General features: G+C 68.0%; 10 protein-coding genes and 1 tRNA gene. 2 read left to right on the top strand and 9 right to left on the bottom strand.

Features of this window, described 5'->3' with window-relative positions; genetic code table 11:
* Positions 1–6: 6 nt before the first annotated feature.
* Entirely contained in the window at positions 7–5,586 is a 5,580-nt protein-coding gene (locus G339_RS39755; RefSeq protein ID WP_205625492.1) for an RHS repeat-associated core domain-containing protein, read from the bottom strand.
* Positions 5,587–5,617: 31 nt separating this feature from the next.
* Between G339_RS39755 and G339_RS36505 the strand changes: the two genes are divergently transcribed.
* A complete protein-coding gene (locus G339_RS36505) occupies positions 5,618–5,836 on the top strand; it encodes a hypothetical protein (protein ID WP_019630398.1) in 219 nt (72 codons plus the stop codon).
* Positions 5,837–5,928: 92 nt separating this feature from the next.
* Here the strand turns inward: G339_RS36505 and G339_RS38605 are convergent, their stop codons facing one another.
* From G339_RS38605 to nadD, 6 genes are all read right to left on the bottom strand, one after another.
* On the bottom strand, positions 5,929–6,897 hold the full coding sequence (locus G339_RS38605) for a hypothetical protein (protein ID WP_157407382.1): 969 nt from the start codon (positions 6,895–6,897) through the stop codon (positions 5,929–5,931).
* Positions 6,898–6,961: 64 nt separating this feature from the next.
* Entirely contained in the window at positions 6,962–8,710 is a 1,749-nt protein-coding gene (locus G339_RS0107190) for a LamG domain-containing protein (RefSeq protein ID WP_169514714.1), read from the bottom strand.
* A gap of 427 nt (positions 8,711–9,137) precedes the next feature.
* A tRNA-Ala gene (locus G339_RS0107185) sits at positions 9,138–9,210 on the bottom strand.
* Positions 9,211–9,305: 95 nt separating this feature from the next.
* On the bottom strand, positions 9,306–9,962 hold the full coding sequence (locus tag G339_RS0107180; RefSeq protein WP_019630395.1) for a histidine phosphatase family protein: 657 nt from the start codon (positions 9,960–9,962) through the stop codon (positions 9,306–9,308).
* A complete protein-coding gene (gene rsfS / locus G339_RS0107175; RefSeq protein ID WP_019630394.1) occupies positions 9,955–10,356 on the bottom strand; it encodes a ribosome silencing factor in 402 nt (133 codons plus the stop codon). The genes G339_RS0107180 and rsfS overlap by 8 nt, the downstream gene beginning before the upstream one ends.
* Before the next feature lie 171 nt (positions 10,357–10,527).
* Positions 10,528–11,130: a nicotinate-nucleotide adenylyltransferase gene (nadD, locus tag G339_RS0107170; protein ID WP_019630393.1), complete on the bottom strand. Its 603-nt coding sequence runs from the start codon at positions 11,128–11,130 to the stop codon at positions 10,528–10,530.
* Positions 11,131–11,248: 118 nt separating this feature from the next.
* On the opposite strand from nadD, the gene G339_RS0107165 reads away from it, so the two are divergent.
* A complete protein-coding gene (locus tag G339_RS0107165) occupies positions 11,249–12,286 on the top strand; it encodes a M48 family metallopeptidase (RefSeq protein ID WP_026341232.1) in 1,038 nt (345 codons plus the stop codon).
* A 60-nt stretch (positions 12,287–12,346) separates the two neighbouring features.
* Here G339_RS0107165 and G339_RS0107160 read toward each other — a convergent pair whose 3' ends face one another.
* On the bottom strand, positions 12,347–14,101 hold the full coding sequence (locus G339_RS0107160) for a TIGR03767 family metallophosphoesterase (protein WP_019630391.1): 1,755 nt from the start codon (positions 14,099–14,101) through the stop codon (positions 12,347–12,349).
* A gap of 59 nt (positions 14,102–14,160) precedes the next feature.
* Entirely contained in the window at positions 14,161–15,420 is a 1,260-nt protein-coding gene (locus tag G339_RS0107155) for a glutamate-5-semialdehyde dehydrogenase (protein ID WP_019630390.1), read from the bottom strand.
* Positions 15,421–15,453: the final 33 nt, after the last annotated feature.

Genomic DNA, 15,453 nt, shown 5'->3' with positions numbered 1-15,453 from the left:
CTGACCTCACCAGAAGATTCGGATGATCGCCCCGCCCCAGGGCGAATCTTCGAAGGTATGGATCTGAAGATGAGGCAGGTCTCCGTCTCGGTTTCCAGAGCCATGGCCCAGAACTCGACCATCCGCTCCGACCTGATCATCCCAGTGGTAGGTTCCCGACTTCGAGCCGAAGTACCGCTTCGTCCCGACGCCGTCGAATCCAGTGGCATTTCGATATCCCCGCCCTTGGAACATGCCGAGGAACAGCTCTCCGGCCTCGTCACGGGACCCTACCCTGATGCTCGTAGAGCCTGCCTCAATTGCCTTGGCTGCCCTCGAAACGCTCGGACTCGACCACGGAATGTCGCACGGTCCGGCGTTATGGACGAGGACAGGGGTGTTACCGGCGAGCGCGTAGTACGTGTGGAGGTCGGCGATGGTGAGGTTGTGGACGCGTTGGTGGTGGGCGGTCCAGCGTTTGACGGCGGTGACCTGGACGTAGGTCCCGGCGCTCGTGCGAAGCCACATCCCCGCCCGAAGATCCGTGGCATTGACCCAGGAGTTGATGCCTCCGGCGACCCAGAACGGGTGGCGTCCGGTCGCGATCACGATTCCTGTGCCCTCGTCCCCGCCGACGCGAATCTTTGCCCCCGCCAGCGGCCCGCGCATTTCCCCACCGGGCCAGACCAGCGGTCTCGGCATTGTGTCGACGGAGACTTCGACGAGATCCTTGTCCCCACCGCCCACAATCGTCGCGAGAACAGTTTTTACCTCTACTTCACCGGTCTCGGGATCGGACGCAAGAACTGCCTCACCGGCCTTGACATCCTCGATCGGACGTTTCTCTCCGTCCGCCATCATGACTTGGGTGCCCGAAACAAAGCTGTTGCAGTCGACAACTCCCGCCGCTTTGGACGCTCTCGCCAGCCGCTTTGCCGTCGCGAGGTTTCCGAGAATCGGGACTATCGCGATCCCCGAGATTATGGCGTTCTTCCAGTCGCCCTCGAAGCCATAGTAGACGGCGTTGACGACGTCGGCCTCGTCGAGCCCTGCCATGCCCATGGCGTCTAGCGCCGCATGCAGGTTCTTCTCTCCGGAACAATTGGATTCGCCCGGGAACTCCGAGCAGAAGGCCAGCTTCGACTGGAAGTAGCGCTTGATATCGTCCGGGCGGGTCAGCGGACCGTTGAGGAGCATGTCCATCTGCCTGCGGTAAGCCGTTTGACGGCGCTTACCCTCCGGCAGCGCGGGGAAAATGACCGGGTAGGACGGCCGGTCGTGCTGCCAGCCATCGCGCGGAACCGGTTTGTCGCAGTTCTTGTTCGCGTAGAGGCAGTCGACGTTACCGCGGAGGGCGCCGTCCAGTCCGGTCGGGTCGCTGGCGGTCACGGGGTTGTCGTTCGCGTACGCGTAGCCGTTCCAGCTTTGGGTATTGTCGGTGTTGAAGACCGGATCGACGGAAACGAAGCGGCCCGTCTCGGGGTCGTACTCGCGCGCGCCGAGGTGCGTCAGGCCCGTCGGGTCCTTGGTGCCTCCGACGAAACCCTTGTCGTTCGGCCAGGTCGCGTCGTCGTCGAAGCCCCGCTCGCTTCCGAAGGGTGTGAAGCGACGCGTCGTCGACTCCTGGGTGGACGCGTTCACCGCGAGTTGGGCGGTGCCCTGGTGGTCACCGACCAGGAAGGTCACGGTGCCGTCAGCGGTCCGCATCGCGACCGTTTGCGCGGCATAGGTGTAGTACCTGGTCCCGCTCGCGGTCGGGGAACCGCTCGTGGCACGCAACTCCATGCCGGGCAGGTAAAGGGTGGTACCGGTCGGGTCCTTGCGGATCACCCGATTGCCGTCCGCGTCATAGACGAACGACGTCTCGCCGGCGTTCGAGGTGGCCTTGGTCAGTCGGCCCTCGGCGTTCCACGCGAGAGCTTGGGAATCGGTGCCGAGGGTCCGGCTCGTCATCCGCCCGGTGTCGTCGTAGTCGAAGAGGTCGGTCCGCGCGTCGCCTCCGCCCGCCTGGACGATTTTCGCGAGGCGGCTGCCCTGACCTGCGGGCGGATATGTGTACGTGCGCACGGTGTCATCGGTCCCACCGATGCCGTGGCGTGTCTCGCTCGTCCTGTTGCCGATCTTGTCGTAGGAGAACGTTTGCCAGTAGGGGGCGGGCCCGGCGATCACCGAAGCGGTCGGAGTGCTCGCGCAGGTATCGGTGTTCTGGGTCCAGGCCTCGGCGAGCCGCTGCTGGTAGTCGTAGCTGAAGCATTGGTTGTCGGTTCCGTCGGCGCCTTGATCAATGATCGAGGTGATGTCGCCGGAATCGGCGTAGTGGTAGGTCGCCTTCCGAGTGGCTCCCGCGATGTTCTCACGCAGCGTCGTGGTTTCGGCGAGGCGCTGGGTTCCAGGTTCCCAACTGAAAGTTTCCCATACCCGCTTGCCCTCGGCTCCGAGTTCCTGAGAAAGCGTCTTACCCGTGGGCGTGTAAACCGTTCCGCCCACATAGGTGAACTGCGGTGATTTCAGCGAGACGGGTCGCAGGTAGTCGTCGTAGCCGAAGGCCAGGCTCTCCGCCGGAAGACCTCCGGCCGCCGGAAGGCCTTGTCCCTTGACGGTTCCGTCGAGGTTGTAGGTCGTGCTGAACGTATAGGTACCCGCCAGCGGACCTTGGGACGACGGCACCGTGATGGCGCTGACCGCGACGCGGCCGAGAACGTCGTAATTGCGAACGGCCGTTGTGTAGTCGCCGTCGTCCTCGTGTTGTATCGAGGTCGCGACAAGACCTTTCCCGCGGGGTGCGGTGTCATAGGTCCACGTGGTGCGGACCGATCCGGTCGCCGAGCCCTCGCGGATCTCTGTTCTGCGGCCAACACCGTCATAGATTGTGAAGAGCTTGGTTCCGCGCGCGTCCGTGGTCGAAACCTGTCGGTCGAGATCGTCGTAGGTGAAGGTGGTGGTGCCCGTGTCCGGGTCGGTCGCCTTTGTTTGGCGTCCGCGAAGGTCGTATTCATGGGTGAAAACATTACCGACCGCGTCGGTGATGGTCTCGACTTGCCCTGCCGGCGTGTAGGTGTAACGACTTACGTCGAACGCCCCGGTCGGGGTGGAGCCCTGGTACTCGCGATGTTCGATCGTTTGCCCGCGGGCGTTCGTGATCTCCGTAAACGGCGTTCCGCCGGACGGAGGCGTGACGGATGAGCGGTTCCCACCCCCATAAGCGTAGGTCGTTCGCCAGAGTTCGGCCTCGGGTTGGTCGCCGTTTCCGGTCATGAGACGTTCGAGGGTCTTGCGTCCGAGCCCGTCATAGCTCGTTCGGGACTGCGAATCCACGGCGCCGGGTGTGTCGATCCCGAAGAGGTTAGTGGACGGTGTTCCCGTCGCGGGATACGGAGCGTACGTTTTGGTGACCTGGCCCCTGGAGTCGTAGAACGTGTCGGCGATGATGCGGCCGCCCGAGGTCGGCGCCTGGGTCTGGCGAACGCGCAGCCAGCCGTCGAGCAGCTCGATGTTCGAGACCCGCTGCGAACCGGTCGCGGTGAGCGTCTTGGTGGTGACCGCGGCGATCTCGCCGTCCGTGATCTTGTACCCGTACTCGAAATTAGGGTTCTGACCGTTCTTCTTCGACCTGTCCGGGAGCCAGACCTTGCTCAGCCTTCCCAGCGGGTCGTATTCCAGGTCGGTACGCAGGTTGTTCGCATCGATCTTCGCGATGGGCTGGCCGCTTGCCGGATCGAGTTCCTCCTTGCTCGTCAACGCCGTCGCCGCGTCGCCGGCCGTCGCGGGCGGTGTCGTGGTCGTTGTGCTACCGACGAGGCCGTTGACGTCGGTGTACGCGGTCATCGTCGCCTGACCGAGCGCGTTCGTCACTTTGAGCGAGCGACCGTACGCGTCGTAGGTGGTCGCCGTATCGGTCACATATACCGGCGTACCGCCGGAATAACTCGCGACCTTCTCGCCCTTGGTGAGGAGACCGCGCGTGGGGGCGTCCCCGAATTCTCCACCGTCGTACATATAACGCACATCGGAGATTACCTGCGCGGGTCGCGTTGCGGATTTCCCGCATTCGGTCGCAACGGTCTCTTTTCGAGACGGCAGAGAGACGATGTGCGCGCCGGTGTTGTCCGTGTACGTGGTTCTAACACACTGATCATCCGCATCGGTGGAGACGTCACCCAGGTCGTTGACGGTCTTGGGACGCCCGACCCCCGGCCCGGACGACTCGAAGTCGGTGTCAGTTCTGGTCTCGGTCCAGCCCCCGCCGTCCTTCGCCGTCCACGTAGTGCTGGTGTCGACGTTCACGACATTGGCGGTCGTCGTTCCCCACGATCGCGCACGTGATGCCGTTTGGACCCGCCAAGGCTTGTTGACGGTCTTGCTGAAGATCGTGCCGCCGGGCGCGGTGTACGTGACGCTCTTCAACTCGAACCCGGCGAGCGCGTCGTGATCGAGGTGGTCGCCGCCCTCACCGTCGGAGACCGTGACCGACTTGGTCCCGCCGTCCTTGTTCTTGCGGTCTCCGTCCATACCCCGCAGGTAGTAGACGTCGGACTGTGATGCTGGTGCGGCGAAGTCGCCGGTCAGCGTCCGGACCTGTCCGTACCCTCGCCATTGCGACCAGGTCTTGTACTTCTCTTTGGTCAGCCCGTCGTCATCGTCATAATGCCAGGCCCCGCCGCCCAGATATTCGTACTTAGTCACCATGTTCGGCGAGAGGCCCGTGCGATCCACCTGGGTCACGGCGGTGACCACGTACTTGTGGAACCAGTCGGTGATCGGATCTTCTCGGCCGGGCGGAGCCCAGATGACCGGAAAGCAGCGCCGCTCGTTGGTCTCCGGGACCGGCAGGTCGGTGAGAGAGCAGTCGGCGTCAGAGTAGGTGATGTCGAGTTGCCCGCCGGATTCGTCGTAGATGGCACCGACCCGGTAGCGGATGTAGGGCAAGATGTCGTCGCCGGTTTTGTCCAGCCGGTTCGCCAACTGGACGTGGTTGAACGTCACTTTGGGCAGATCCATCGTCGTGCCGTCCGCGGCGTGCCCTGTGTGCCGGATCTCGTCCAGACGCAGATCGCGGTCAACGTCGGCGAGTCCCCAGCTGTGGTCCAGCGTCCAGGAGTCCACTGGTCGATAGCCGGAGGCGTCCGGCTTGAGGATTTGGGTGGTGACCTTGGTGAGCCGCTTGCGAGACCAGAAGGTAGGTGACACGGAGCCGTGCGGGTCCTCGCACTTCTGGCCGGAGTCGCAGTGCAGGTCCCAGGGTACGTCCATCCAGGCGCTCGGCTTATCGCCGATCTTCGAGGCATCGCAGTCGAAGGACGAGTCCGCCTTGCAGCGTTCGGAGGTGTCGAAGACCACCCGCGCGGGCGCGTCGGCGAAAAGGGAGGTCTTGCGCAACCCATAGGAGATCGAGTTCAGGTAGCCGCCGCGCGTATAGGGCGTCTCATCCTCGGACTTGAGGTTCCGCCCGTAGTGGTTGGTCTCCTTCGTGTAGTTGTAGACGAGGGCGTTGCCGTTCGGGTCGACGACGTAATCGAGATTCCATCGATACGCTTGCTGGCACCATGACGCGGCGAATCCAGAGGACTGATGGCACGGTTCCGCATCGTCGTCGCCGAAGACCGGCACGGTCCACGTCGAATTAGTCTCCGCTTTCCCCGTGGACCAGCCCGGCACGCGGTTCAGCCCGAAGAAGTACTGGATTCCGTCGGTCGTGGTGACCTTCCAGTACTCCCCGTTGTCGTCACCGTTTCCGTTGGCCGAGTCGGTGAGCTTCTCGAACTTCGTGCCGTCGTCGGCCTTCGTCCGCCAAGTGCCATCGGAAGCCTTGATCAGCTCGCCGCCCTTGCCGTTCCAGGTGACAGTGGCGTTGTCATAGCCCCAGCACTGGTCGCCGGGGGAGTTACCCCACTCGTCCTTGGGCGCACCATCGTCCTTACAGGACTTGTAGCGCCGTTCGATGAAGCCCGGCTAAAGGTCGAAGCCCTCACCGACCCAGGAGGGCTGGCCGTTGGTGTTCCCCGTCCGCCCGTCCACACTCGCCGACGAATAGTTGATGGCGACCTGCGGACTCAGACCCCCGGGAACCGGGGGGACCCGCATCGGGTACGTCCAGGTGAAGTCGCCCGCGTTGCCTCCGGCCTTCCAGGTGGCGGACGCGGACAGCGACGTCGCCCCGTAGTCGCCCTGCGAACCGGAGGTGTCGGCCTCGACGGCGAGCAACGTGCCGCCGACCGCAGTAGTGTTCTGCGCATTCGTCGTTCCGGTGGCGGGATCGACCGTCACATCGGCGGTGAGCGTCTGGGCTCCCGTATGGTTCGTCGTCACGACCGGCGTCGCGGTGCGACACGTCGATTCGCCAGGCGTCGTGAGCGCACAGATGGGGCGGCGGACGAAACGCAGTCGCGATCCATATGAACCACCGAATGCCTGGGCGAACTCGCTGTAGTCCAGGCGGACGCCGATGTTCCCGGAGGCGGACGTGTCCGTTCGGGCGATGACGACCCCGGGACCGTCGATACCGACCCGTTGAAGCGTGGCGCGATCCACCATCGAAACGCGAACCTTGCTCGGCGCGACCTTCGCGGATTTCGAACGGCGTTTCGGTGGCGCAACCCAGACGGGGAGATTTCCGGCCTTGACTTCACCGGACGCGTGTACGGCGACCTCCGCCGCCCCCGCCTTCGGCCACGAGACCGCCTTCGGCCGACCGGTGAAAGCCGTGCGGTCAACGGCACGAGCCCGCGCTTTGAGGTCGCGTCCCGCGACGGGACGCTCGTGCGTACCGACCTTCGGCCTGGCAGCGTCCCATCGCCCCGCCGCGGCGTCCGGAATCGTCGCAGGTAGAACCGAGACGATGAGAGCGACCGCCAACCCGCCGGTGACCGTGCTCGTTCCACGCCGAATGCGCAGGAACAGCTTCCGTCGGCCCAGTTTCACTACGTCCTCCACACGAAAGGCGGGGTGACCGTCGCCGGATCGCACCGGCGGTGGACACGTCCGGTCACGGGCCGTCGGTTGTCGCGAGTTCGACTGGTTGGGCGAGGTAGGTGATCTGGGTGTCGGTGAGTGCGCCTTCGTAGACCCACAGGTCGTCGACGGCGTCCGGCCATGTCGTCTCGTCCGCGGTTTGCGCGAAGGTATTGCGTCCGATGTTGAGCGTCGGGTTGCTCACCGGGAGTCCCTTGACGTCGCCGACCTGGGAGGTGCCGTCGGCGCTTTCCTCGATGACGCCGTTGACGTAGAGGCTCAGCCGGTGGTTGAGGGCGTCGTAGGTGACCGCGAGGTGGTCCCAGTCGTTGTCGGCGAAGCTCGTGCTGGCCGTTTTCCGGACAGTCGTCATGTCGGTGGAGTCGGTGTTCGACATCTGCGCTTCCCAGCGGCCGGCCTCGGCCGGGTCCTCCGCATCGGGGACGTAGCGCAGGACGAGAGCGTTGGTGTTGTGGCCGGGTACCGAGAGGACGGTTGATGTCTTCTGCGGGCGGCCGAGGTTGCGGACCCAGCCGGCCACCGTGAAACTCCGGCTCGTGTCGAGGGGCAACGTGGTCGCGTCGGCGTACGCACCATCTCCGTTGAGTTGGAGACCACCCGGGGATACCCATGCGAATCCGGCGCCTGTGCTGATCAGCGCACCGTTGTGCGGGTTCAGCGGCGGGGTTCCGGCGGGTTCACCGGCACCGTCTGTGTTGAGTTTCCACCGTGCTTTGAGCACCGGCTGTTGACTGACCAGCTCCTGTGCTTCCTTCGGGCCGACGATGCGGTCGTAGATCCGGACGTCGTCGATGGATCCGAGCCAGTAGTCGGTGGTGACGCCGAGCCATTTCCCGCATCCGATCTGGAACCCGCCCGTCGAGGTCCAGGACACGTCGATCGGGCCGCTTTCGATTCCGGGTTCCCCGTTGACGAAGATCCTCAGCCGCTGCACCGTCGCGTCGTACACACCGACCAGGTGCGTCCAGGCGCCGAGCTGCGCGTTCTGTGCGGACTCGGCCTGGTACCAGCCAGACTCGTCGGAGTCGGTTTTCGTGCGGCCGAACAACCATTTCTTGATTCTGCCGTCGTATTTGAGATAGAAAGGGCTCTTGCGTGTGCCGTCCTGGCTGAGGACGACCTGCTGCGCGTCGACCTTCGACGCGTCCAGCCGAACCCAGGCGCCGACCGAGAAACTCTTCGTCGCATCGACCAATGCGCCGCTGGTCGATGCCTTCCCGTTGACTCCGTCCAGGCCCATCGCCGTGCCGTCCTGACCGGCCGCGCCGAGCGTCGTTCCTCCGGAGGCCGCGGCCGCGACGGCGGATTCGCCGGTTCGGACGTCGGCGTTCAGCGCCGTTGCGCCCGCCGGTTCGTCCAGGGTGAATCGGACTTTCTCCGGGCTGCCGTTGCCCGCGACGAACTTGTACGTCGTGGGCGCGCTGTTCTGGCTCGCCGCGGTGAACGACTGGACGGTCAGGACGTTGGGCCCGGCCCGGTCCGGCGCCAGGGACACGGTCCGCGCCGCCCCCGCGGTCGTGGGGACCGTGATGGGTTGCTGATCGTTCATCGTGACCTGGTAGCTGTTGGCGGCCCCGGACGGGTCTTTGATAGTGAACGCGCCCGGTTCGCCCACGCCGCCGTGTGCGACGTCGTCGTCGTCGTAGTCGACCGAGTCCACTGTCGGCGCTTCGGGGATGGTCGGGTCGTAGGTGAAGTAACACCCGGTCTGCGCGCCCGCCCAACTCCACGGGCCCCAGACCTCGCCGTCATAAGCACGCACGTGCCAGTCCATGACCTTGCCGACCGGCAGCGGCGCGTTGAGTGCTTCCGACGGCGGCCCATCATGAAACTAGTGACTGTACGTCTGTGGACACTCACCCGGCCGGCGTTGTCGGGAAACCGTCACCGACACTGAACTCCGCACGGAAGCGACTGATCTGCATTGAGCGGACCGTCCTCGCACGGCTCACGGAAATACTGATCATCGAATAAAGGCCACGGGAAAGAGCAGCGACCATCCGCGTCGCCACACTTACGATGCGACGACGAGCCGGAAGAACAAGAGACTCGGAGTTCGCCCGGTCTGATGGGCCGCGTTCCGATCCCGACAGCCCCGGACGCCGGTAGGGCCGCCTCCCCAATGAAAGGCGGCCCTACCGGTACGTGCGGTCTGCGGCGGCTCATGGATTCTCATAAGCCCTACGAGGTGGAGCTATGGGGATTCGAACCCCAGACCTCCTCCATGCCATGGAGGCGCGCTACCAACTGCGCCATAGCCCCGCCGCCACGTGGACGTGCATCCCGTGGCGCGCCGCCAGTCTAGCGGAAACCGGAGGCGGGGATCGAATCGGTTGTTCCGGTCCCCGCCCCGTGCGTCAGGCGCCGTTCTCGGTGCGGTCGTCGCCGAGGACGGGCTCGGGCAGCGTCCCCGCGTTGTGCTCGGTGAGCCGCCAGCCGCCGTCGCGCATCTCGCTGAGCACCGACCAGCAGCAGTTCGACAGGCCGCCGAGCCGCTCCCAGACCTCCTCGGGCAGCCCGAGGAGCGCCGACATGCCGAGCCGGAGCGCCGCGCCGTGCGACGCGACGACGAGCAGGCCGTCGGCGGGCAGGTCGTCCACCGCGCGGTCGAGGGCCGCGCCGACGCGCTTGGCGACCTGCGCGCTGGTCTCACCGCCGGGCGGCTGCCAGATCGCCCGCTCGGCCGGGTAGCGCTCCTTGATCTCGGCGGCGGTCAGCCCCTCCCAGACGCCGCCGTCGCGCTCGATGAGGTCGCGGTCGAGGCGGACGGGCAGGTCGGTGAGGTCCGCGAGGGCCTGCGCGGTCGCGGCGGCCCGCTGGAGCGGCGAGGCGAGCAGCGCCGTGGGCCGCAGCGCCGCCAGCAGCGCGGCGGACCGGCGGGCCTGGCGCAGCCCGGTGTCGTCCAGCGGGATGTCGGTCTTGCCCTGGAAGCGCTGTTCGAGGTTCCAGGCCGTCTGCCCGTGCCGCCACAGGACGAGCCGCCGCCGACCGGGGGTGCGCGTCCGCTCAGTCACCGGCGCTCCCCACGGGGGCGCGGTGGACGTTGACGCCCTCGGGCAGCTCGATCTCCGGGCAGTCCTTCCAGAGCCGTTCGAGGCCGTAGAACGTCCGCTCCTCCTGGTGCTGGACGTGGACGATCACGTCGACGTAGTCGAGCAGGATCCAGCGCCCCTCCCGCTCGCCCTCGCGGCGCACGGGCTTGGCCCCGGCCTCCTCGCGGAGGCGCTTCTCGATCTCGTCGACGATCGCGCGGACCTGGCGGTCGTTGGCGGCGGAGCAGAGCAGGAACGCGTCGGTGATGACGAGCTGTTCGCTCACGTCGTAGGCAAGGATGTCGTCGGCCAGCTTGTCGCCCGCCGCCTCCGCGGCGATCCGGATGAGCTGTGCGGCCCTGTCGGATGCGGTCACGATGCGCTCGCGATCCTCCCTGTAGGGGTCGGTACCCGGGACAGCCTCTCACGGCGGGCCGCGGGGGGACCTTCGTGTTTTGTGCGCCGGTTCCGCCCGGTTCGTCCGAACGGCGGTCCCGTCCCCTCCAGAGTAGGCGCGATTCGCCGGTGCGGGACGCGGAGCGGCAGCTCAGGGGGTTGCCGGACGGTACAGGGACCGCTTGCCGATGTACTGGACGATTCCGTCCGGCACGAGATACCAGATCGGCTCCCCCGCCCGCACCCGGTCCCGGCACTCGGTGGACGAGATCGCCAGCGCGGGCACCTCCATGAGGCTGACCCGCCCGGACGGCAGCCCCGGGTCCGCGAGCCGGTGCCCCGGCCGCGTCACGCCGACGAAGTGCGCGAGGTCGAACAGCTCCCGGCTGTCGTGCCAGCCGAGCATCTTCTCCAGCGCGTCCGCGCCGGTGATGAAGAACAGCTCGGTGTCGGGTCCGTGGCGGTCGCGCATCTCCCGCAGCGTGTCCACGGTGTACGTCGGGCCGGGCCGCTCGATGTCGATCCGGCTGACCGAGAACCGCGGGTTCGAGGCGGTCGCGATGACGGCCATGAGGTAGCGGTCCTCGGCGGGCGTGACGTCTCGCTCCCCCTTGTGCGCCGACACACCGGTGGGCACGAACACGACCTCGTCCAGCGAGAACACGTGCGCGACCTCGCTGGCCGCGACGAGGTGGCCGTGGTGGATGGGGTCGAACGTCCCACCCATGATCCCCAGCCGCCGCTTTTGCGTCATGCCGACGAGAATAGCCAGCCGAGAAACCGACCCCCCGACCGGACCCGCACACCCGACGGAAACGGGACGCGGCGGGAACCTCCACCCCCTTCCGGTCGTCAGACGTACCATGCCGGACATGACGACGAACACACCGGATCGCTCACGTACGCGGTTCCCCGGGATCAGCTCCCGCGCCTACGAACACCCCGCGGACCGCTCGGCCCTGGTCGCGCTGCGCTCCCTGACCGGCTTCGACGTCGTCCTGCGGCGGATGTCCGGGCTGTTCAACGAGCGCGCCATCCGCCTGACCTTCCTCGCGGGCTCGGTGCGGGCCAGCGAGAACCAGTTCCACAACCTCTACGACATGGTGCGCGACGCCGCGTACATCCTCGACCTGCCCGAGGTCCCCGAGCTGTACGTCGAGCAGAACCCGGCGGCGAACGCGTTCGCGATCGGGTCGGACAAGCCGTTCATCGTCGTCACCACGGGCCTGCTGGACCTGCACGACGACGAGGAGCTGCGGTTCATCATCGGCCACGAGGTCGGCCACATCCTGTCCGGCCACGCCGTCTACCAGACGATGATGATGATCCTGACGCGCCTCGGCGCGCGGCTCGCGTGGGTACCGCTCGGCAACATCGGCATCGCGGCGATCCTGATGGGCCTGCGCGAGTGGCACCGCAAGTCCGAGCTGTCGTCGGACCGGGCGGGCCTGCTCGCCGGGCAGGACGTCGAGGCCGTGAAGCGCGCGCTGATGAAGATGGCGGGCGGCACGCGGCTGGCGGACATGAACACCGACGCGTTCCTCGCCCAGGCCCGCGAGTACGACGAGGCGGGCGACGTCCGCGACGGCATGCTGAAGTTCCTCAACCTGCTCGGCCAGTCCCACCCGTACTCGGTCATCCGGTTCGCCGAGATCGACCGGTGGGCGCGCGACGGCGAGTACGGCCGCATCCTCGCGGGCGACTACCCGCGCCGCGCCGAGGACAAGGACGCCAAGATCAGCGACGAGGTCCGGAACGCGGCCCGCTCCTACAAGGAGTCGTGGGAGCGCAGCGCCGACCCGTTCATCGGCAAGGTCCGCGACATGGCGGACGCGGCGGCGGGCGCGGCGGGCGGCCTGTTCGACCGGCTGTCCCGGCGCGGCGACGGCGGCGGCGGCTCGAACAACTGACGCGAGCGTGAGGCAGGCCCCGGCGCGTGGACGCCGGGGCCTTTCGCGTGAAAGGGCGCGTCAGAACGGCGCGGGCACGAGCAGTTCGACGTTGCGGTCCTCGGCCGCCCCGCGCCGCGCGCCCGGCTCGTCCTGCCAGTCGTTCCCCGACAGTTCGCGGGACAGCGACGCCAGGACGAGCGGGTCACCGGTGCGTCCGCCGAACGCGTCAGGCCCGGCCGAGTCCAGGACGGTCGCGAAGACCGACAGGGTGCCGTCGCGGTTGTCGGCGAGTTCGACGATGCGGCTCTGCTGCGGGAAGTCCACGTGGGACGCGGTGTTGACCTCCCAGAACCCGCCCCCGCCCGACCGCGCGTGCGGGATGACCTCGTTGCGGTGCGTGTGCCCGTTCACCCACAGGACGACGTTGGGGAAGCGCAGCAGCAGCGCCTCGACCTCGTCCCCGAGCACCCGGCCGCCGCCGAGCGGGTTGCTGAGCGACGCGACCGTGTGGTGGCTGAACAGCACGAACAGCCGGTCCTTCACGGCATGCCCGACCTTGGCCCCGGACGCGTCGTAGTACCGCGAGCTGCCCGCGACGAGCTGCTTCTCCAGCCACGCGAACTGCGCCCGGTCCAAAGAGCCCTCGGCGTACCCGGCGGGGTTGACGGTGTCGAGCACGAGCCCGCGCACGACGCCCTGGTCGAAGCCGTAGTAGGCCGTCCCGTCGCGCAGGTTCGTCTGGGTGAACCCGTGCCCGCGCAGGGCGGCGGTCGTCGTGAAGTGCTCGCGGACGACCTCGGCCCGCGTCAGCATCCGCCGCCGCAGGTCGGGCGTGACCTGCCGGAACAGCCCGCCGTTCGCGCCCCGCTGCCCGGCCAGCCGGACGAGCGCGCCCGGGTCGTTGCCCGCGAGCATCCGGGCGAGCTGCTCGGCCTGCTCGTCGCTCCCCGGCGCGCTGATCTTGATGCCGCCGGTCGCGAGCCCGCCGACCAGGGGGTTCGGCGGGAGGTTGCCCTGAATGAGCCCGTCGTGGTTCCCGAACGCGGCCAGCCACGGCATCGCCAGGCCGGTGGCGCGGAACGGGCGGCGCGCGGCGTCGAGCAGGCCCGGGACGCGCGGGAACCCGTGGTCCGCGAGCGCGACGTCGGTCTTGCCGCCGGGCGGCGGCCCGTCCGGGTGCCAGAACCGGTCGTCGTAGTTGACGCGGTCCATCACGCCCTCGTACTTCGACGGGTCGCCGGAGTCGGGCCGGACCGTCCCGCCGTCGAGCAGGTCGATGATCCAGCGCAGTTCGTTGTACTGGACGTTGTCCGCCGCGTCGCCGGTGTTGATGGTGAAGGCGAGCTTCAGCCCGGTCGCCGGGCCGCGCCCGACCTTGTTGACCGCGTGGACCATCGCCTCCGCGACGTGCGTGGTCAGGACCTCCTGCGGCCGCCACGCGCCCTCGACGGGCAGGACGGACACGAGGTCCTTGAACCGGTCCAGGAACTCCACCCGCGCCGGGGACTGCGCGTCGATGACGTGGACGTCGGTGAGCTGCCCGAACGCCAGCAGCCCGCGCCGCGCCGCGGCCCGTCCGGCGGCGGCTGCGCCGCCGAGGTCGCGGCGGAGCCGGTGCGGCTCGCCGGGCCCGGCGGCGATCTTCCGGTAGCCGCCCTTCCCGGCGGGGCCGAGCAGCAGCGTGCGGTCGAGGGTGGTGCCCGCGACCGGCCCCCGCAGGGGGGCCGGCGCGGCTGCGGCGGGACGGGTGGGGAGCAGGAGCCCGGTGGTGGCTAGCCCAGCGCCCAGGGCGGCGCCGCGCAGGACGCCGCGACGGCTGATCTCAGGTGTCACAACAGTGGATCAGATCACACTTACGTTGTGACAACAAGGGTCAAACTGTCACATATCCGCTACCGGACATGCCCCTCGCCCGTCACGACGTACTTGGTGGAGGTCAGCTCCGGCAGACCCATCGGCCCGCGCGCGTGCAGCTTCTGCGTCGAGATCCCGATCTCCGCGCCGAACCCGAACTCCTCGCCGTCGGTGAACCGCGTGGACGCGTTCACCATCACCGCCGCCGAGTCCACCAGCGCCGCGAACCGCTTCGCGGCGGGCTGCGAGCCCGTCACGATCGCCTCGGTGTGGCCCGACCCGTACCGGCGGATGTGCGCGACGGCCTCGTCCAGCGAGTCCACGACGCGCGCCGCGATGTCCAGCGACAGGTACTCGGTGCCCCAGTCCTCCTCCGTCGCCGCGACGACCGCGTCGCCGTGCGCCCGCACCCGCTCGTCGCCGTGGACCGTCACGCCCCGCTCCGCCAGCGCCGCCAGCGCGCGCGGCAGGAACGCCTCCGCGACGTCGGCGTGGACGAGCAGCGTCTCGGCCGCGTTGCACACCGACGGCCGCTGCGTCTTGGCGTTCACCAGGATGTCCACGGCCATGTCGAGGTCGGCGGCGGCGTCCACGTACACCGAGCAGTTCCCGACGCCCGTCTCGATCACCGGCACCGTCGACTCCTCCACCACCGAGTTGATCAGCGACGCGCCGCCGCGCGGAATCAGCACGTCCACCAGCCCGCGCGCCCGCATCAGGTGCTTCACCGACTCGCGGCTCGTGCCGGGGACGAGCTGCACCGCGTCCGCCGGGACCGGCGTCCCCGCCAGCGCGCCCTGCATGACGTCCACCAGCACCGAGTTCGACTCGTACGCCGACGACGAGCCGCGCAGCAGCGCCGCGTTCCCGCTCTTCAGGCACAGCGCCGCCGCGTCCACCGTGACGTTCGGCCGGCCCTCGTACACGATCCCGACGACGCCGAGCGGCACCCGGACCTGCCGCAGGTCGAGCCCGTTCGGCAGGACGTTCCCGCGCACCGTCTCCCCCACCGGGTCGGGCAGCGCCGCGACCTTGCGGACGGCGTCCGCGACGGCCGTGATCCGCTCCGGCGTCAGGCTCAGCCGGTCGATCATCGACGCAGGCGTCCCCGCCTCCCGCGCCCGCGCCACGTCCAGCGCGTTCGCCTTGACGATCCGCGCCGCCGACGCCTCCAGCGCGTCCGCGACCGCGTGCAGCGCGGCGTCCTTCACCGCGCGCGGCAGCGGCGCGAGGTCCGCCGCCGCGTCCTTGGCGCGCCGCGCCGTCCGCAGGAACTCCGCGCGCTCCAGCTCGCTCATCACCGGCTCCTTCAGGTCGATGTCCGATCAGGG

The organism is Actinomadura atramentaria DSM 43919 (assembly GCF_000381885.1).
GTDB classification, from domain to species: domain Bacteria; phylum Actinomycetota; class Actinomycetes; order Streptosporangiales; family Streptosporangiaceae; genus Spirillospora; species Spirillospora atramentaria.
This window is presented reverse-complemented; position numbering and strand designations above follow the sequence as displayed.